Genomic DNA, 18,037 nt, shown 5'->3' with positions numbered 1-18,037 from the left:
CCTGTCAAAAATTCTTTAATCATTGACTCTCTCTCTGAAAGGCTTAAAGAACCGCCTGTTCTTGTTTTTTCTCTACTCATAGTTTACGGTTTGCGTAAACTCATTCTAGGACAAGTCAACTAAATTAACCCCGGGGAAATTCCTCGGGGTTATTTTTTTGGTTTCTAGTTCTAATTTCTATTGCAATACTTTTTTTAACTATTTGATTTTGAGTCATTCAAAAAGAGGTTTTTGATTGTTTTCATTCAGTTACTTCTTTTTAAGCGCCTCGAAGCCCGATATCACATCAAAAAGTTCTTCATCAATCATAGTCTGTCTTATGCTATGATATTTGCGATTTAAATTTTCCAGTAATTCTTCAATATTTTTTTCTGCCCTTTGCATGGCCAACAATCTACTTGCGTTCTCACTTGCCAACGATTCCGCACTGGCACGATAGAGACTGACAAATAGAAACTCATGGATCAATGCCAATAAAGTAGCCTTTTCACCACCAGCGACTTGAGGCGGTATCTTGGTTGGCCATTTTAGTTCGGATAAATTCAACTTCCAATCTTCATCCAAAGGCAATAACTTCTGTTTTACAGGTGTATATCCTATGCCGCTATTGTTTGGTTGATTATGGAAAATATAGATCTGATCCACCTCATTTATCTTAATGCTTTCTTCACTTCTGAGCAAAATTTGACTGACCAATGGAGTAATTCCATCCACAGAGTTTGGAACATGAAATAAGTTTCTAAGCGTGAAACCTCGGTCTAGCAAGACGGTTTTTATCCGGTCGCCTATCGCCCAAATTATTTTTTCCCCTTCCAGCTTATTGAGAGTTAATTTCACAAAGTCAGTAAGTGTATTATTAAACTGGCCAACAAGTCCTTGATCTGAGCCAAAAACAATTGCACATGTAACTTTATGCTTTTTTTTATTTACTCTTTTCAGCTCTTCTCTTTCATGAAAATAGGCAACTATACCCAAGGCTACTGTCCGATAATAATCACTTAGCGCTCTGCCTGCTTGTTCATATTGCCCAATGTTAGAAGCTGCCATGGCTTTCATCGTTCGCACGACGGTTTTAAGGTCTTCTGCACCTTCCAGTTTTCTTCGGATCTGAGCTAAAGTTTCCATTAGTTAGAAGTTTCATCAGGTTTTTCCTGAAATGGCGAAATGACTTTTTCAACCAGTTCCAAAATGATTTTCCTGTCTGCTTCGCTTAGTTTTTCATTTGAATTTAGCCGTCCTAGTACTTCTGTCGGAAGATCTGTGCTACTTCTCTGTAGCTGTGTCTCTGCTTCCTGAACTTTATGAATCGGTATCGTATCAAAAAACTTACCTGTTAATGCCAGAAGTACAATTATTTGCTCTGCAACTGACATGGGTTGTAATTCCTGCTGAATCAACCAGGATCGAATGCGTTTTCCATGCTCGATGGTTTTTCTGGTATCTTCATCCAACCGAGTACCAAAACGCGCATAGTTTTCCAATTCCTCGAATTGAGAATATGCCAATTTAAGATTACCTGTAATAGACCGATAACCCTTTAACTGTGCTTTTCCACCTACCCTTGAAACCGATTTTCCAACATCTACCGCAGGCAAAATCCCCAATTCAAATAGTTTTGGAGAAAGGTAAATCTGACCGTCAGTAATGGAAATCAAGTTGGTGGGGATATACGCAGATATATTTTGAGCCTCTGTCTCAATAATAGGCAAGGCCGTCAACGAACCACCACCAAGAGCATCACTTAAATGTGTAGCCCGCTCTAATAGTCTGGAATGGATGTAGAAAATGTCGCCTGGAAAGGCCTCACGTCCCGGTGGTCTTCTTAGCAAAAGTGACAACTCTCGATAGGCTCGTGCATGGTGGGTGAGGTCATCATAGATAATTAATGCATCACGACCTTGCTCCATAAAATATTCTGCAATACTGGTAGCAGCATAAGGCGCAATATACTTGAGTCCAGGGGGATCATTTCCTTCAGTCACTACGATAACTGTATATTCCAAAGCACCTTTTTCCTTAAGTTGAGCAACCACTTTTGCGACTGATGCTGCACGTTGACCAATGGCACAATAAACACAAATCACATTTTTGCCTTTTTGATTGATAATAGTATCAAGGGCAATAGCGGATTTACCGGTCTGTCGGTCTCCTAAGATCAGTTCTCTCTGCCCACGACCAATAGGGATCAACGCATCTATCACTTTTAATCCTGTTTGCAAAGGAACAGAAACTGCTGCCCGATCCATGATCGCTGTTGCGGGACGTTCTATGGGATAGCGTAGGGTTCCAAATAATTCCTTTTTTCCATCCAAAGGCTCACCGAGAGGATCAACAATTCTTCCGATCAGTGAGTCCCCTACGGGGATGTCCATTACTCGTTTGGTACGTATTACCTCGTCACCAACGTTTAGAAGAGATTCGTTACCCAAGAGAATAACCCCGATTTCATTTTCATCGATGTTATAAGCTATGCCATAGAGATTACCTGGAAACATCAGCAACTCTTCAAAACCCACTCCTGGAAGTCCAGATACTTTTACTATCCCTGCCGATACACTTACTACGTTTCCTACTTCACGAGGGGAAAATGAAAATTCATGATTTCCTCTGATTTCTTCGAGTTGTTTGAAAGTGTTTAGTAGGCTGGTATCTATTTCTTTTTTAGACATAGCTTAGGAAGAGGTAACACCTGATTTTTTAACAATTTCTTTTTCAAAAGCTCGCTCTTCCAAATCCTTAAGATAACCTGAAATGGACCAGGCTAGCTTATAATCTGAAGTACTTATCTCGATACCTCCAATCAAATCAGGAGAAATTTCAACCGAAAAGTCTAATTTCTTTTCAAGCAATTCATTGACTTCTTTTTCTATTTGTTTCAATTGAAGATCAGAAAGCTTAAAAGCACTTCGCAAAGTGATTTTACCACTTTTAAAAGCACTCTTAAATTGATTTAATTCATCCCCTTTTAGGGATTTTAAGCGCTTAATGAACACAGCTGTAGCTTGTTCTTCTAAACTTACCGAAGCAAGATCAGCGAGCGTTTTTCTGGAAATGGCAAATACTTCTTGCTTAATCTTGTGGGAAAGAGTCGCTTCTCGATTATTCTGTTTTTCTTTTTCAGTTTTTTCTAAATGATCTTTCAAAGCTTCCGCCTCTTCTCTAGCTTTTTCCAGAAGTTTAGTCTGCATTTCTTTAGATTCAGAAATCGCAGTATTCATAAGTTCTTTTTTCTCTATATCAAAGGCTGTATTTTTCTTTTTATACTCTTCCTGCTGTTTAAGAGCTTCCGCTTTGCTAGCCTCAGCATCATTCAATTGGTCTAAGATTTTACGCTCCCGTTTTTCAATAGCATCTAATATCGGTTTGTATAAAAACCGTTTTAGTAGCCACACTAAAAGGAAAAAGTTGAAAATTTGAGCGACTAATGTAAACCAGTTTATTTCCATCGTTTCGAATTAAAGTGCAGTAACATGATTCCAAAATGGATTGGCAAAAATGAGAATCATAGAAACCACAAAACAATAGATTGCTGTGGACTCCACCATCGCCAGTCCTACGAATAGAGTTCGGGTAATTGTAGGTGCTGCATCAGGCTGCTGCGCAATTGAATGTAAAGCTGTTGAAACTGCTCTACCTTCTGATATAGCTGGAAATATACTTCCAATAGCGATTGTAAGTCCAGCCATGATAATCGAGACAATTCCAATAATTGTGATACTATCCATTTTTTACCTCCTTTAGTTTAGTTGTTGTTTTTTTTCTTTTTTCACTCACCGCCGCAGCGATGTATACTGTTGCTAGAATACTAAATATATAAGCTTGTACTGTCCCTGTTAATAAACCTAGTACAGTCATAATAACCGGGAAAATAAAAGGCGCTACGCTCAGTAAAACTGCAACAATCAATCCACCACTCATGATATTTCCGAATAAGCGTATAGTCAGTGCAATAGTCCTTGAAAGTTCACCTATGATGTTAAATGGTAACATGATAAAAGAGGGAGACAAGTAGGTTTTCAAATAAGCCTTTAAGCCACTCTCACTTATCCCAAAAAAGGGAACAGCCAAAAGCACTGAAATAGCCAATGCTCCAGTCGTTGATAGTGAACCAGTTGGGGGTGAATACCAAGGAATAATAATCAATAGATTCGAAACCAGGATAAACAAGAACAAGGTGCCGATAAAGCCAATGTACTTCTCGGGCTTTGCTATGCCTACTTCCTTGATTTGACTATTAATTCCTGTCACAATAATTTCAAGCATGCACTGCCATCTGGAAATCTGTATATCTGTTTTTAATCTCCTTGTGATCAAAATTGAGCTGATTACCAGCAACAACATTATTCCCCAAGTAGTCACTAGGGTAAGGTTGATGGTGAGAAATCCATATTCCCAAAATATAGTTTCGTCAGGACTAAGCTTCATGAGTAGTTTCTTCTTTTTGATTCCTCAAATCGTATGCTTTGGTCAAGTGAATGACTAAAAACCGGGCTATAAAAAAACCAGTGAAACAACTTACCAATCGTATTAAATCTCCAACTCCGATTATATAAAACCCTGCCAAAACAAGTGTTAAGCGAAAAGCCAAGCTCCCTAAAAACCATAAAGCAGGTTTTTTTGAGTTGGTAGCGATTTTGACAGTCCACCATAAACCACCGAAGAAAATAAATCCCAGACCTATTCCTGCTAAAAGTGCTAATCCTATTAAAATTATCTCATTCATCGTTTTCGTTTTTATTATTTATCTCTCCATGTTCTTTTTTAATCCAATTCCAAGCCATCAAACAACCCACGAAAAGACCAACAACTAAAAGGCTTAAGGTCCAAGAAAAGGCTTGTGGGGAATTTTTATCTAACCAAATCCCTATGAGCGCACCTGCCATCGTGGGGACTACAATCGACCAACCTATAATCCCAAATAATCCAAAGCCTGACCAAACACTCCGTTTATTTTTTTGTGCAGCTATTTTTCGCCTTTCTTTATCAGCAACCAAATGGCTAAAGGGTGTTCCAGTTTTTTTCCTTCTAGGCTCCATTTTACTTTTTACCAAATTTTTCCAGCTGAAGCATCAGCCCCGTTTCCAGTTTTGATATGACTGAGCGGATGTTTTTCTCTGTTTCATCAAATTGCTTAAAATCCTTTTCCACCAGCTCATGTAATTTACCTAAATCAGCGCCACCGATTGCTTGACGAACAGAAACAAAGACTTCACTACCAGCCTTTATCATAATTCCCTCGTCTACTGCTATATAAGTCACTTTTTCTGATTCATAGGTTAGGATCCCTGGAACCAAGGCTGCCACACAGTCTTGACGTTGTGGTAAAAGTCCATAAGATCCTTCACTCGTTTCCATCACGATCCGTTTTACATTTTTCACCTCAGCGAATACTCTAAATGGAAGCAATATTTTGAGGTTCATTGTCATTTTATTTTTCTTCGGTAGTTGCTTCTTGGCTCTTCTCTTTTTTTCCTTTCATTAAAGCTTCTTCAACTCTTCCTATCATATAAAAAGCACTCTCGGGAATATCCTTGAACTCATCAGCAAGGATTCGTTCACATCCATCCAATGCTTCTTCAAGACTTACTTCTTTACCTTCAATACCACTGAATTTTGTAGTCGTAAAAAAAGGCTGAGTAAGAAACCGTTCTAAGCGCCGGGCTCGATTCACGATCTTATGGTCTTCATTTGACAATTGTTCCAAACCAAGCATTGCAATGATATCCTTAAGCTCTTCGTAGTGCGCTAAAGTTTTCCTGATTGCTTGTGCCAACTCATAATGTCTTTTTCCAATTATGCCCGGCGTTGCCATTTTTGAATTTGATTCAAGCAAGTCAATAGCCGGGTACATTCCTTCACTGGCTTTCTTTCTGGAAAGGACAATAGAAGCGGATAAATGCGAGAAAGTGTGCACTGCAGCAGGGTCGGTTAGATCATCAGCTGGTACATAAACAGCCTGAATAGAAGTAATCGCACCAGACTTGGTATTGGCGATTCGCTCTTCCAATTGTGACAGTTCTGTGCCCAAAGTTGGTTGATAGCCAAGTCTTGAAGGCATTTGACCCATCAATCCAGAGACTTCCATCCCCGCCTGAATAAATCGGAAAATATTATCGATCAGCAGCAAGACATCTCGATGTTCTTCGTCACGAAAATATTCCGCCATAGTCAAAGCAGCATGACCTACACGAAAACGTGCGCCTGGCGGCTCATTCATTTGTCCGAATAACATCACCATGTTTTCCAAGACACCAGCAGTCTGCATATCCTGATACAATTCATGCCCCTCCCGACACCGCTCACCAATTCCGCAAAACATACTCACCCCCTTATTATGACCCACCATATTATGGATCATTTCGGTAAGTAGGACGGTTTTACCAACCCCTGCACCGCCAAACAAGCCAGTTTTACCACCTCGCTCTAGCGGAACAAGAACATCAATCACTTTAATACCTGTCAGGAATACTTCTGACTTGGTAGATCTTTCTGCTAAGGAAGGGGGGGGCTGATGAATGTTTTTCCATTTCACATCGCTTAGCTTCCCTTGATGATCAATCACATTTCCAAAAACATCAAACATTCGCCCCATAATATTTTTCCCTATAGGCACTGCAAGTTGTTTTCCTTCTGTTTCTACAAGCATTCCCCTTGTTAACCCTTGGGTTGGGTTTAAAGCTATGCCTCGGACTCGGTTAGCGTCCAGTTGTGCTAATACTTCTATGGATATATTTTTATCTTTTCCGGTATGCAAAAGCGTATTGATAGAAGGCAAATAGTCCTCAAAACCAATATCTACCACACTGCCTCGTATGCTTATTATTTTGCCGGTTTGAATTTTAGTTTTCAATTTTATTAAGGCTTATAAAAGTGGTTTGATCAAAGAAATAACCATTTATATTTCAGTGAATTATAAATTTACTTATATCTCCTCTTTTTTTTCTTGAGTTAAACCATTTAAAAAACTGATAAAAATCAGTTCCCATTCAGACTGTAAGAACTCTTGAGTTATATCTTTCAAGTTCTAAAGATGAATGACAAACTAGTTACACGGATTAAACAAAAAGTTGCATAATTCAGATGTTTTTAGCATTTGTTTCTTCAATACAAACTCTGTAAAAAGTAGCTGTTGAAGGTTTTATTCTGCAAAAATCACTTTATTGGAGGTAGGATTTCAAGGAAAAGTTTTAGTATAATTTGTCAGGACCCGAGTCTTCGTTAGATAATTAAATCCAGAAAATAGAAAATGATTAAGTTCTTCAGAAAAATTAGACTCCAACTTATCGAAGGAAAGAATGTGGGGAAATACTTTCAGTATGCTATTGGGGAAATTATTCTTGTGGTCATCGGAATCCTTATTGCCTTGCAACTGAACAACTGGAATGTGGAACAAGGCAATAAAAAGAAGTTGAAAAACAATGTGGAAATTCTTATCGAGAACCTACAACGGGATAGTAGTCAGATCGTCAGAGACCAACGAAGAATGGAAAGAGACAGGCTTATTCTTGATGATTACGAAAAAAGGGTAACAGATCCCCAAGCGAACTTGGACACATTAATTAAGATAGCAAGTAAAGAATATAGTCCTACAGTAAATACAATAGAATTTACAAACAAGAGTGCCTACACAACGATGGTGCAATCAGGAGAAATTAATCTTTTTGATAAAGAATTGTTGCAGGAAATTTATGCAGTTTATAGTTTCCAAGCTCGGACGGAAATGGGAAGTGGGAATGCCTATGAGATCTATATGTATGCTGTCAATGAGTACCGAAATAGCTACACATTTAAAACTGATGTTGATGTTGTTTCTAGTGGTCCATTATATGACCAAATCTGGGAAGATATCGATCCAGCAGACTTTATTGCTAAGTTTAATTCGATGGCTGCCGGGAAGAGATTGAATTACAGCCAAACCGAAAATGGCTTGATACGAGTGTCTGAAGTGATCAATGACTTGCTGCCCAAGTTACGAGAACTTATCAAGGAGGATTAGGAGGGTATCCAAAGTTGATTGACCTAATAAAGGTTGATTGAATAATTTTTTCAAAATTGCCCTATCTTGTTTCAACCAAATATTGAAACATGACACAAATCAAATTTTTATCCCTATCCCTTTTCTTTTGGATAGTCGTACTTTCTCCAAGTATAGCCCAAAAAACTGCTTTTACCACTGAAGATGCCCTTCGGGTAAAAAGTTTGAGCAGCCAAACTCTTTCCGATAATGGGAAATACCTTGGAGGAATGATCATGGACGGTAGTGCACGATTTGACACGGACCATTTTAGATTTCAAGATCCAAGCTACCTGAATGTATTCCCCGGTGAATTAGTAATCATCAACACCGAAGATGCTTCTGAAATAAGACCTTATGCTGGGACTGCTAAAATCACCTCATTAGCTTGGGCACCAAACAATACCGAAATCGCTTTTTTGGAAGAAAAAGAGGACAAGCTGCATCTAATGATCTATAATGTAGATCGTAAAAAGCTAAAAGAGGTGAGTATTTCAGGAAACCCTCTAATCGCAAATTCAGACCTTACCTGGACTCCAGATAGCAAATCGGTATTGGTCCATACCCGTGAGTCATCTTGGTTAGGTAGAGCGATGGAAATTTATAATGAAGCTACGAATGGCCCAACTGTAGTTTATGATGGTTCAAAGCCATTCCTGAAATGGGATGAAATACGAAATACAAATAGCCTTACGGAAGTACATCAAGTCAATCTTTCAAATGGCAAAGCATCCAAACTTTTACCTGAATCAAATTATAATGGAATCTATATAGCTGCCGATGGCAAACATTTAATATTCAATGAGGTCTTTCCTTTAAAAACCGCTTATGAGCGAAATAAAGGAACAGAATATCAAACTGCTTACTTGAATCTGATTACTCAAGATACAGCAAAAGTCATCTATCCCCGAAATGAGAAAAGACGGAATTTCACATGGACAGAAAATAAAAGCAAATACGCTTGGGTGGATTCTGGGTATGTCTATATCCAAACGCTAGGGGAGGATAATGCAAAAAATCTAACCAAAGGAAAAGCATACTCTGATGAAGAAAAGAAAAAGGAAGTAAAGTTTTCTATCATGACCTGGAGTCCGAGCGATGGAAAATTATTGCTAAGTTCGGAAAAAGGGTATTGGCTGACTGATACAGCAGGTGATCAACTTGAAATGATTTATGAATTACTTGAGGATAAAGAAAAAGCTCCAAGTCTGGACCTTATAAACTGGTCAGAAGATGAGCGCTACCTATTTTTCAACTATTCCAGCAAAGAAAAATGGGAGAGAGGCTTCACAAGGTTTGATCTAGAAGCGAAGCAGATGGAAGATGTTTTGATCAATAGTAATCTATATACTAACGTTCAGAAATCTAAAGATGGAAGCAAGTACATCCTAAGTGTTTCAGACGGGGATATGCCATCAAATGTAATGTCAACCGATGCTAGTTTTAGCAATATGAAATCGCTGACAGATTTGAACCCATGGATGAGCAACAAGAATCTAACACGTTCAGAATTAATCAGCTACCGTGATATGGATGGCAAGGAATTAAAAGGGGTTTTGTACTATCCGGTAGATTATGAACCAGGCAAAAAATACCCACTGGTATGTGAAGTTTATGAGACGTTTTTTGACAATGGCTACAATCGCAACATGAACCTTATTGCTAATCAGGGTTACTTTGCACTTCGCCCTTCCGTTGATTTAGAGCTTGGATACCCTGGTGAGGCTTGGGTAAAAGGCATCAATTCTGTCATCAATAAACTGGTAGATGAAGGAAAGGTGGATAATGATAAAGTCGGGGTACATGGCGTGAGTTATGGTGGCTACGCAACATCCTTATTAATCACGCAAACGGATCGATTTGCAGCAGCAATCAATATTTCTGGGAAGGTTAATATAATCAGTTTCTTAGGAGATAGCCCTAAAATCGGAACCCGAAACTATGCTGCAGCAGAAGTAGGGCAAGACCGAATTGGAGGATCACTATGGGATGATCCATTGAAATACTTTGCAACTACCGCAGTATTGCACGCCGACCGCATCAAAACTCCCCACCTAATCCTAACAGGCGAAGGTGATTGGAATGTGCCAGGAACTAATTCTCGTGAGCTCTACTACGCAATGCGTCGATTGGGTAAAGAGGTGGTTTGGGTGAATTACCTAAAAGGTGGTCATGGAGCTGGTTGGGCTAGTGGTGAAAGTGACTTCCATGATCAATGGAAACGCATCTTTGACTTTTATGAAAAGCAATTCTCCAAAGAAAAGGAAAAAGAAAAAGGAGAGGATAGCGCAAACTAAGTAAAATACAGGCAACTGAATTATTTATAACTAAAACTCAAACTCAAAATGAAGTATAATTTAGTAGGTAAAACAGGCTTGATGGTTTCCGAACTCTGCTTTGGAACCATGACTTTTGGCGGGCAGAATGCTGGGATTTGGGAGAAAATCGGCAAGCTGCAGCAGAAAGAAGTAAATGAAATGCTTTCTGCCGTCATTGAATCTGGAATCAACTTTATTGATACTGCTAACGCCTATTCCTTTGGTCAATCGGAGCAACTTCTGGGGCAGGGATTAATTGACCTGAAAGTGAATCGAGATGAAATCATCATTGCCACGAAAGTGCTGGCAAGAATGAATGAAAAACCAAATAGCACCGGGCTATCTCGATATCACATTTTCAATTCCGTTGAAGCCAGTTTAAAACGAATGCAATTGGATTATATGGACATCCTGTATGTCCATGGAGTAGATCCATCAACTTCCTTGGAAGAGACTGTTCGATCACTTAATGACATTGTGGAATCTGGCAAAGTACGCTATATCGCCATCTGCAACTGGCCTGCTTGGATGGTAGCCAAAGCACAAGCAATTGCGCATTACCGAGGCTATCACAAATTCATTGGGCTTCAATACTATTATGCTGCCGTGAGCAGAGACATTGAGCATGAGCTGGTTCCAATGGCAGCTGATCATGACTTGGCGATCTTCCCTTGGAGTCCATTAGCTGGGGGTTTTCTCACTGGCAAATTCACCCGGGAAGGGGCAGACGCAGATTCCAGAAGGGCCAATTTTGATTTCCCCCCAATCGACAAAGAAAAAGCTTATGATTTAGTGGATGTAATGGGTGAGATTGCAAAAGCACATTCTGCTAGTATTGCTCAAATTGCTTTAGCTTGGGTAAGACAACAAAAAGGTGTTACCAGTACTATAATTGGGGCAAAATCATTGGATCAACTTCATGCGAATATTGCTTCAACTGAAATTCAATTGACTGCTTCAGATTTTGCAAAAATCGATGAAGTAAGTCCTTTGCCTATGCAATATCCTGGCTGGATGGTGGAGCGGCAATCGGCTTACAGAAAGTAACTTTAGAATTTACTTAATTTAATCAATCGAAAAAGAGCATAATAAAGGGCCTTTGCCATATTATTATGCTCTTTTATTTTATTTCTGAGCTGTTTTTGATCAGAAATTAAATCGTGCAGAAAGTAAGATAATTCTTGTTTCTTGTTTGGAATAGAAATCCTGAGAGAAGCTATTAGTCAGTGAATTGCCTGCATATCTTCTAGTATCAAATATATCCCTTACGCTCAAAGTGACACTTCCTTTTCGCTCCAAAAATGACTTTTGAATGCTGGTATCAATGAAATATACTGCGAGACTTTTTCCCTGAGCTTGAATTTCCGGTGATTCATAATTGGCAGCAATCTGAAAGTTGAATCCTAAAGGAAGTTTGAAATCCTGATTAAGCTTGGCATTCCAAGTGAAGCCCTTATTGGTAAACTCTTCACTGATATTCGATGCATTCACTTCAATTCCAGAAAAAGTCATCCCACCATTGAGTGAGTACCAATCTGTAAGTTCTGCTGTTCCTATAAATTCCACTCCATAGAGCTGGGCAAAATTTAAATTCTCTGGTTGGGAATAAGATATCCCATCTTCTACTATCGTGATAAAATCTATCTGATTGTTGATTTTTCGATAGAATAGGTTGGTCGTTAAGCTGGTCTTCTCAAAGTTGGCTAAGTGTCCTAATTCGAAGGAATTGATCATCTCAGGAATCAAGTTTGGATTACCTCTTCTGACATTCAGACTATCTGTAATATTTGGGAAAGGGTTTAGTCTCCAAGCTCTTGGACGATCTATTCTACGGCTGTAGGTGAATTTAATTCCATGTGTATCATTGACCTTGTATAACCCTTGGACACTTGGAAACAAATTGAAATAACGCTGCTGATTTGCTTCATCTGAATTGTACAGGTAGGTATCTACTTGAGTGAATTCACCACGGACACCGACTCCATACTCAAATTTTGATTTATTACCGGAGTAAATCAGGTAGCCGGCATGAATTTGATCTTCATAGACAAAGCGATTACTAACTGACGGATCAGTCACAAAATCTTGGCTTCCCTCATCAAATCGTTGGTATTGAAAATCATTATCAAATTTTCTAAAATTAGATTTTAGGCCAGTTTCAAATGTTCCGTTTTCCATCGGCTTAATGTAATCAGCTTGAACCACCGTAATATTTCGAACCTCATCTGTAAACGCACGTTCTTGTCCTGTCAAATTTTCAGGTAAAGGCTGAAGTGTATTATTGAAGATGTCAATATTCTGAGTTTTAAACTGATTTCGGTAGGAGTGACTGGCTGTTGCACGGAACAAATGACCTTTGTCTTTGAAATTATGTTCAAAAATCAAGGTATTGTCTAATCCATCATCAGTTTCATTTTCATCATTTTTGCGGACATAATCGAAATTCTTTCCCTGCCGAACCTGTTGGGCAAAAAGTGTATTGAGATTATTGGTTTCATTTGCCTGAAATACGCCTTCATAGCTAAGCGTATTGTTTCCGAAAGTGTAGTCTAAGCCGAAATTGAAGTTATTTCCGATATCCAGGTCTGAGCTTGTGGTATTTTGATTAAGTGTTTCGTCGTCTTCAAAGATTACTCGGGTAGATCTTCTTTCACCGATAGACTTCCAGTTTCTATGATTAAACCCTGCATAAACATTGAAATTGAAATTACGGTGGTTGATTCTTCCCCCTATATTAGATCTATTTCTTGTTCCGTAGGTTCCTTCTAATCCACCATGAGTTCCCAGTTCAATTCCTTTCTTTAATACAATATCAATCACGCCACCCTCAGCCTCGGCATCATAACGCGCGTTAGGATTATTGATGATTTTGATCTCCTCGACAATGCTAGCAGGTAACTGATCGAGGTTTTGAGTCAGTGATGAATTCCTTCCATTGATGAGCACATTGGTATTGGAACTTCCTCTCAATGAAATCCCTCCATCCTCACTTACGGATACTGAAGGGGTATTTCTCAGAATATCGAATAAGGTTCCACCTGCATTGGCCAAGTTGTTTTCTGGAGTGACAATCAAGCCCTCGAGGGTAGTTCGTACAGGTAGTTTGGAGGTAGTAACCAGTACTTCTTCCAAATTTTGACCTTCGCTCACAAAAACCAACTCACCCAAATTCGTAGCTCCGCTTATTTCAAGGTCTGAAACAATCAGATCCTGATAACCGAGAAAAAAAGCTTTGAACACATATTTTCCGGCGGGAACGTTCAAATTGAAAACTCCCTCTTCATTGGTATCTGAGTAAGCTTCAGGATTACTGCTTTCCAAGTTTCCAAACAGGGCAACTTGGGCATAACTTACAGGCTCCTGAGTCTTGGAATCAATTAGTCTTCCTGAAACCTGACTTGTCTGGGCAAAAGAGATTAATGGATTAAAAATTAGGAGAAAAAAAACAAAAGTAATTGACCTCCTTATTGGTTTACTAAGTAAAGTTGTATTCATCTTCAAAGGCTTCAATAGTATTAATTCAGTTCTGATTTAGACTCACAATAGACTTAACCGACTCTTAGTTAATATGTTTATCCTTTTTGATCAGTGGTAAATACTGGTGACACCTTTAATTATGGAAATTAAACCTAGCTTAAGCAGCTGCTTATTCAGTCTAGAAATGGAGGGTTAAAAGGTTGTTAAAGCTTCTTTTACTTATAAAAGCTTATATACTATGCAGACAGGAAACATTGCGGATAATCTAGCCTCCCAATTGAATTACTCAAAAAAAAACATCCCACTCCTAAGGAATGAGATGCTTAATAAAGGTTGGATGGGTTGAATCTTTATTGAATAGTCTCCCCAGCAGTCTTCGCTATTTTCCAAACTCCATTGACTTTTACCAGAGAGTTGGTGTATTTGCCCATGTAGCTCACCTTTTCACCTGTTCCCAATGTTCCTTTGACTTCATAAGTACCGGTTGAGGTGGCTTTATCCATCCCAGCAGGAGTGATTTCTCCCATAGAGATCTTTACCTTTAGATCATTGGCTTCGAACTCAGCCATAAAACCTGCCAATAACTCTGCAGATCCTTGGTAATTTCTACCATCATCAAAAGTTCGGACCCCGTCTTCAGTGTACATTGCTACCAATGTCTTAGCATCTTCTGAATTGTATGCTTTTTCATAAGTGGCGGTCATTTCTTTCATTACCTTGGCCATATCCTGTCCAAGGACTGGAGCAGCAAGAAGTAATGTGACAAAGGCCAGACTTAGGCCATACTTGATAATTTTTTTCATAAAAAGTTACTTTTTCTTGATGCCTACTCTAATCAGTTTTCGACTTCCCTGTAAGTACTCGCACTAAAAATTTATAATCAGTCAACTTAATCCATTCTAATCTCAGAATTAAGGTTTCTAAAATTAGAATTTACGATAAATATCTGATATATATAATTTTATGCTTCTATTTATACTTTTAAACTAGCTACTTATACAGTATCAACTTGTGGAGATTGAACTACAGCTCGGTATAAAATGATATTGATTTTTTGAATTTTAAAAGTAATGACTACCCATAAACAAGTAGTAATCCTCCGAGGACAGTCTTAAATTGCATCTTCATTAGTCTGGAATACCAATTAAAATCGCACATCCTTTCAAACTTTAAATCCATGAACCTAACCCATACTGTCAAAGCTTTTCAGGAACTTACTGTGGATGAACTTTACGATTTATTGCGATTACGAAGCGAGGTGTTTGTAGTGGAGCAAAACTGCGTGTTTCTGGATCAGGATAATAAGGATCAAAAATGCTACCATCTGCTATTGTATTCAGGTGATGAACTGGTAGGCTATAGTCGATTAGTTCCTGCTGGTTTATCCTATTCTGAAATGGCAATTGGAAGAGTGATTACCTCGCCATCGGCTAGGGGAAAGGGTCTTGGGAGAACTCTGATGGAGTTATCCATTGAGTATTGTCATAAATTTTTTGGGGATGGAGCTATCCGTCTTGGTGCACAAACCTATGCACATGGTTTTTATGCTTCTTTAGGTTTTGTATCCGATGGAGATGTCTATGATGAGGATGGGATCGAGCATATTGAGATGGTAAGAAAGGGGTAGTAGATTTTTTAATGAAGGAGTTTATTTAACCACCAAGTACGCAAAGGTTTTCACGGAGGAATCATAGGAAAATAGCTTTTGAAATTAGAAGGCTTAAGTGAGAAATCTAAAATTGAGCCCTATTGAGGCGAATTATACTTTCCAAAGGTTCAGCTTATAGAACCAAGAAGTAAAAATCAACTTGAATCAAGTTCAGAAAGATGGTAGTTTATTCCAAATGCCCGTGCAGATAGCTGTCCATTATAAGGATGGAAAAACTCAGATGGAAATCCTGAACGTAGATAAAAAGACCAACGAGTTTATACTCAAAGTAACTTCTGAACCCAAAGAGACTGTCTTAGATCCAGAACATTGGGTTCTGATGGATGCGGATTTTAAGAAAAAGCGGTATGGTGCAAATACAATCTCATTTTAGGGTTTCCCCGGGTTTTTGATAGGAAGAAAAAAGGTTCCAGTGTGCATTCCCATTTTGCTCGAATTTCATTGTCCTTTTTATTTCGTATATTCTGAGAGTAGCAAATTTTTATACTCTTAAAAAAAAATGACCCATGAATAAATTAGAGAAAGTAGAATTAATGGATAAAATCCTAAATGAATTTGAAGATTTGAGAAATAGCCAACTGTCTGTTTTGAAAAAAATATCGAAGATAGAAGCAGATAATATTAACCTAGGCGTTAGTCTCTTGGAGAAGAAACTCCCTGAAATGTGGCAGAATGTAGATGCCAATCTCAACTTAGTTTCGGCATTGGAAGAAGAGTTTCAAGAATATCGAGACAAGTACTATACAGACAATAATATTGCAGCCTTAGAAGCGGCAAGAGAATAAACTCAGTCAAGTTATTTTCATCCCTCTTAGCGAATAAATCATTCCTTGCTGACGGCAAGGAATTTTTTTTTAAAAAATAAAATATGCCTTTAGCTAAAGATCAAGCAAGTTTATTTTTCCAAAAGCAATTTTAATAAAATTCTATTTTCCCGAATCATGTACTTCATATTAGCCACTATGAATTAATACTGGTATTAAACTGTTGACTAGAGAGCAAGACAGACTAAAAAACAAACCCAATGGATACCCCAGAAGAAACCTATTTCAAAATAGGTGAGCATGTGACTACCAAAGTAGCTCCGAATGTCAAGATGATTGTCAGGAAATATTTCGCCAAGATCTACTACTGCACCTTTGTCGATGATCCTGAAAAGAAGGAATTGGCGCTATTTGAAAGAGAGATAATCCATTAAACACTAATCAACAAAGGCATGAACATAATACGGAGTTGGAGAGAGCAGAAGGTAATGCTCAAACAGCGATTCTCAATTTTACTTGATATGGATTTTGAATACCAAGAAGGTCAACGAGAACAGATGATGGAAAGTCTCTCCAAAAAATTGGAAAAGACCCGTCCAGAATTGGAATTGATTTTTGCCGAATTACAAACCTATTGAACGAATAAAACCCGCTTTGAAATCCGCTATACCTGAAGAGTATAGAGGTAGATAAGCGTTTAAAAAGAGCAAATGAAAAGTATAAAATTCGATAAAACTGGAGCTTCTGATTTTTCAAAAACCCTGCATTCAAGGGTGAATGAATATTTCAAAACCAGTAACAAAGATAAACATGGAGATCGTAGCATGGTGGTTAAAACCATTTTCATGCTTTCGGCTTTCTTTATCCCGCTAGGCTTTATTGGCTCGGGATTGGTGACTAGTACCTGGCTGCTGTTTGGGCTCTATATCCTCAGTGGTTTGGGTATGGCAGGCATAGGAATGGGAGTGATGCACGATGCCATTCACGGATCCTATTCTAAAAGCCCCCTGATCAACAAGTACCTTGGCTACACCATGAATCTGATTGGTGCCAATGCCAGCGTATGGAGAATCCAACATAATGTGCTTCACCATTCCTATACCAATATTGATCATGGGGATGATGATATCAATGCACCGTTTTTCCTACGTTTTAGCCCGAATGCCAAGCGCTATTGGATCCATCGATTCCAGTACCTCTACATCTGGTTTTTCTATGGTCTTTCTACCATCTCTTGGATTACTACCAAGGATTTTGTGAGAGCGAATCGCTATAAGAAAATGGGTTACTTCAAAGCTGATGGGGATTTCAGAAAAGAGATCTTGAAAATTACAGCTTGGAAAATACTTTATTACTCCTATGCTTTGGTGCTGCCTCTGATTATGGTACCACTACCTGCTTGGATTATCATCTTGGCCTTTTTGTCTATGCATTTCGTAACTGGAATCTTGATTAGTTTGGTTTTCCAGACAGCGCATATCCTTTCAGCAACTACCTTTCCCAAAGCTGATGAAAATGGGAAGATTGCGAATGAGTGGATTAAGCATCAGTTGGCTACTACCAGTAATTATGCTCCAAAAAGTAAGATCTTTTCCTGGTTGATTGGAGGATTGAATTTTCAGGTAGAACATCATTTGTTTCCGAATATCTGCCACATTCATTATAAGAAGATATCTAATATTGTTGCAGAAACAGCTCAAGAGTTTAAAGTCCCTTACCTGGAGAAAAAGACATTTCTTTTGGCACTAGGCGATCATGTGAAAATGCTCCGGCAGTTGGGAAGAGCTTAGGAAAA

The 18,037-nt window shown here is 38.6% G+C and carries 20 protein-coding genes; 9 read left to right on the top strand and 11 right to left on the bottom strand.

The features are described from left to right. Nucleotides 1-249: 249 nt before the first annotated feature. Genes P8O16_RS14815 through atpD form a run of 9 tightly spaced genes read right to left on the bottom strand, consistent with a single transcriptional unit; the run spans nt 250 to nt 6,838 of the window. Nucleotides 250-1,125, bottom strand: coding sequence for a F0F1 ATP synthase subunit gamma (locus P8O16_RS14815; protein ID WP_300316219.1), 876 nt, complete (start codon nt 1,123-1,125; stop codon nt 250-252). Then, a complete protein-coding gene (locus P8O16_RS14810; RefSeq protein WP_300316218.1) occupies nt 1,125-2,669 on the bottom strand; it encodes an alternate F1F0 ATPase, F1 subunit alpha in 1,545 nt (514 codons plus the stop codon). Before P8O16_RS14810 ends, P8O16_RS14815 begins: the two co-directional genes overlap by 1 nt. A 3-nt stretch (nt 2,670-2,672) precedes the next feature. Further along, a complete protein-coding gene (locus P8O16_RS14805) occupies nt 2,673-3,446 on the bottom strand; it encodes a F0F1 ATP synthase subunit delta (protein ID WP_300316217.1) in 774 nt (257 codons plus the stop codon). Nucleotides 3,447-3,455: 9 nt separating this feature from the next. Continuing rightward, nucleotides 3,456-3,725: a F0F1 ATP synthase subunit C gene (locus tag P8O16_RS14800; RefSeq protein WP_075351392.1), complete on the bottom strand. Its 270-nt coding sequence runs from the start codon at nt 3,723-3,725 to the stop codon at nt 3,456-3,458. Then, nucleotides 3,718-4,425 (bottom strand): F0F1 ATP synthase subunit A, encoded by a 708-nt coding sequence (locus P8O16_RS14795; RefSeq protein ID WP_300316216.1) that lies wholly within the window; start codon nt 4,423-4,425, stop codon nt 3,718-3,720. Before P8O16_RS14795 ends, P8O16_RS14800 begins: the two co-directional genes overlap by 8 nt. After that, the gene (locus P8O16_RS14790) at nt 4,415-4,723 is read right to left on the bottom strand and encodes an ATP synthase subunit I (protein WP_300316215.1); all 309 of its coding nucleotides are present in this window, start codon (nt 4,721-4,723) and stop codon (nt 4,415-4,417) included. The genes P8O16_RS14795 and P8O16_RS14790 overlap by 11 nt, the downstream gene beginning before the upstream one ends. Then, on the bottom strand, nt 4,716-5,036 hold the full coding sequence (locus P8O16_RS14785) for an AtpZ/AtpI family protein (RefSeq protein ID WP_300316214.1): 321 nt from the start codon (nt 5,034-5,036) through the stop codon (nt 4,716-4,718). Before P8O16_RS14785 ends, P8O16_RS14790 begins: the two co-directional genes overlap by 8 nt. 1 nt (nt 5,037) lies before the next feature. Beyond that, nucleotides 5,038-5,421, bottom strand: coding sequence for a F0F1 ATP synthase subunit epsilon (locus P8O16_RS14780; protein ID WP_300316213.1), 384 nt, complete (start codon nt 5,419-5,421; stop codon nt 5,038-5,040). Between the two features lie 7 nt (nt 5,422-5,428). Further along, nucleotides 5,429-6,838 carry a F0F1 ATP synthase subunit beta gene (atpD, locus tag P8O16_RS14775; RefSeq protein ID WP_367182817.1) on the bottom strand — a complete coding sequence of 470 codons (1,410 nt, stop codon included), beginning with the start codon at nt 6,836-6,838 and terminating at the stop codon, nt 5,429-5,431. Nucleotides 6,839-7,246: 408 nt separating this feature from the next. Between atpD and P8O16_RS14770 the strand changes: the two genes are divergently transcribed. The 3 genes from P8O16_RS14770 (at nt 7,247) to P8O16_RS14760 (ending at nt 11,379) form a co-directional block, all read left to right on the top strand. Beyond that, on the top strand, nt 7,247-7,996 hold the full coding sequence (locus tag P8O16_RS14770) for a DUF6090 family protein (RefSeq protein WP_300316212.1): 750 nt from the start codon (nt 7,247-7,249) through the stop codon (nt 7,994-7,996). An 89-nt stretch (nt 7,997-8,085) separates the two neighbouring features. Next, on the top strand, nt 8,086-10,311 hold the full coding sequence (locus P8O16_RS14765; RefSeq protein ID WP_300316211.1) for a prolyl oligopeptidase family serine peptidase: 2,226 nt from the start codon (nt 8,086-8,088) through the stop codon (nt 10,309-10,311). A 48-nt stretch (nt 10,312-10,359) separates the two neighbouring features. Further along, nucleotides 10,360-11,379: an aldo/keto reductase gene (locus P8O16_RS14760; RefSeq protein ID WP_300316210.1), complete on the top strand. Its 1,020-nt coding sequence runs from the start codon at nt 10,360-10,362 to the stop codon at nt 11,377-11,379. Between the two features lie 99 nt (nt 11,380-11,478). Here the strand turns inward: P8O16_RS14760 and P8O16_RS14755 are convergent, their stop codons facing one another. Then, entirely contained in the window at nt 11,479-13,827 is a 2,349-nt protein-coding gene (locus tag P8O16_RS14755; protein WP_300316209.1) for an outer membrane beta-barrel family protein, read from the bottom strand. Nucleotides 13,828-14,159: 332 nt separating this feature from the next. Next, nucleotides 14,160-14,612, bottom strand: a complete 453-nt coding sequence (locus P8O16_RS14750; RefSeq protein WP_300316208.1) for a nuclear transport factor 2 family protein — start codon at nt 14,610-14,612, stop codon at nt 14,160-14,162. 374 nt (nt 14,613-14,986) lie between these two features. On the opposite strand from P8O16_RS14750, the gene P8O16_RS14745 reads away from it, so the two are divergent. The 6 genes from P8O16_RS14745 (at nt 14,987) to P8O16_RS14720 (ending at nt 18,032) form a co-directional block, all read left to right on the top strand. Beyond that, nucleotides 14,987-15,436, top strand: a complete 450-nt coding sequence (locus P8O16_RS14745) for a GNAT family N-acetyltransferase (RefSeq protein WP_300316207.1) — start codon at nt 14,987-14,989, stop codon at nt 15,434-15,436. A gap of 181 nt (nt 15,437-15,617) precedes the next feature. Continuing rightward, on the top strand, nt 15,618-15,851 hold the full coding sequence (locus tag P8O16_RS14740; protein WP_300316206.1) for a hypothetical protein: 234 nt from the start codon (nt 15,618-15,620) through the stop codon (nt 15,849-15,851). A gap of 133 nt (nt 15,852-15,984) precedes the next feature. Further along, nucleotides 15,985-16,263, top strand: a complete 279-nt coding sequence (locus tag P8O16_RS14735; RefSeq protein WP_300316205.1) for a hypothetical protein — start codon at nt 15,985-15,987, stop codon at nt 16,261-16,263. A 239-nt stretch (nt 16,264-16,502) separates the two neighbouring features. Beyond that, a complete protein-coding gene (locus tag P8O16_RS14730) occupies nt 16,503-16,676 on the top strand; it encodes a hypothetical protein (protein ID WP_300316204.1) in 174 nt (57 codons plus the stop codon). A gap of 18 nt (nt 16,677-16,694) precedes the next feature. Then, nucleotides 16,695-16,880, top strand: coding sequence for a hypothetical protein (locus P8O16_RS14725; protein ID WP_300316203.1), 186 nt, complete (start codon nt 16,695-16,697; stop codon nt 16,878-16,880). A 72-nt stretch (nt 16,881-16,952) separates the two neighbouring features. Next, nucleotides 16,953-18,032, top strand: a complete 1,080-nt coding sequence (locus P8O16_RS14720; protein WP_300316202.1) for an acyl-CoA desaturase — start codon at nt 16,953-16,955, stop codon at nt 18,030-18,032. The last annotated feature ends 5 nt before the right edge of the window (nt 18,033-18,037 follow it).

This window comes from Algoriphagus sp. (assembly GCF_029254265.1).
Taxonomy (GTDB): Bacteria; Bacteroidota; Bacteroidia; order Cytophagales; family Cyclobacteriaceae; genus Algoriphagus.
Note: the sequence above shows the minus strand (reverse complement) of the source record. Positions and strands in the feature narration are given on the sequence as shown.

Coding starts and splice junctions, on each gene's coding strand:
- P8O16_RS14815 (WP_300316219.1), bottom strand. CDS start 1,125: ATGGAAACTTTAGCTCAGATCCGAAGAAAACTGGAAGGTGCAGAAGAC.
- P8O16_RS14810 (WP_300316218.1), bottom strand. CDS start 2,669: ATGTCTAAAAAAGAAATAGATACCAGCCTACTAAACACTTTCAAACAA.
- P8O16_RS14805 (WP_300316217.1), bottom strand. CDS start 3,446: ATGGAAATAAACTGGTTTACATTAGTCGCTCAAATTTTCAACTTTTTC.
- P8O16_RS14800 (WP_075351392.1), bottom strand. CDS start 3,725: ATGGATAGTATCACAATTATTGGAATTGTCTCGATTATCATGGCTGGA.
- P8O16_RS14795 (WP_300316216.1), bottom strand. CDS start 4,425: ATGAAGCTTAGTCCTGACGAAACTATATTTTGGGAATATGGATTTCTC.
- P8O16_RS14790 (WP_300316215.1), bottom strand. CDS start 4,723: ATGAATGAGATAATTTTAATAGGATTAGCACTTTTAGCAGGAATAGGT.
- P8O16_RS14785 (WP_300316214.1), bottom strand. CDS start 5,036: ATGGAGCCTAGAAGGAAAAAAACTGGAACACCCTTTAGCCATTTGGTT.
- P8O16_RS14780 (WP_300316213.1), bottom strand. CDS start 5,421: ATGAACCTCAAAATATTGCTTCCATTTAGAGTATTCGCTGAGGTGAAA.
- P8O16_RS14770 (WP_300316212.1), top strand. CDS start 7,247: ATGATTAAGTTCTTCAGAAAAATTAGACTCCAACTTATCGAAGGAAAG.
- P8O16_RS14765 (WP_300316211.1), top strand. CDS start 8,086: ATGACACAAATCAAATTTTTATCCCTATCCCTTTTCTTTTGGATAGTC.
- P8O16_RS14760 (WP_300316210.1), top strand. CDS start 10,360: ATGAAGTATAATTTAGTAGGTAAAACAGGCTTGATGGTTTCCGAACTC.
- P8O16_RS14755 (WP_300316209.1), bottom strand. CDS start 13,827: ATGAATACAACTTTACTTAGTAAACCAATAAGGAGGTCAATTACTTTT.
- P8O16_RS14750 (WP_300316208.1), bottom strand. CDS start 14,612: ATGAAAAAAATTATCAAGTATGGCCTAAGTCTGGCCTTTGTCACATTA.
- P8O16_RS14745 (WP_300316207.1), top strand. CDS start 14,987: ATGAACCTAACCCATACTGTCAAAGCTTTTCAGGAACTTACTGTGGAT.
- P8O16_RS14735 (WP_300316205.1), top strand. CDS start 15,985: ATGAATAAATTAGAGAAAGTAGAATTAATGGATAAAATCCTAAATGAA.
- P8O16_RS14730 (WP_300316204.1), top strand. CDS start 16,503: ATGGATACCCCAGAAGAAACCTATTTCAAAATAGGTGAGCATGTGACT.
- P8O16_RS14725 (WP_300316203.1), top strand. CDS start 16,695: ATGAACATAATACGGAGTTGGAGAGAGCAGAAGGTAATGCTCAAACAG.
- P8O16_RS14720 (WP_300316202.1), top strand. CDS start 16,953: ATGAAAAGTATAAAATTCGATAAAACTGGAGCTTCTGATTTTTCAAAA.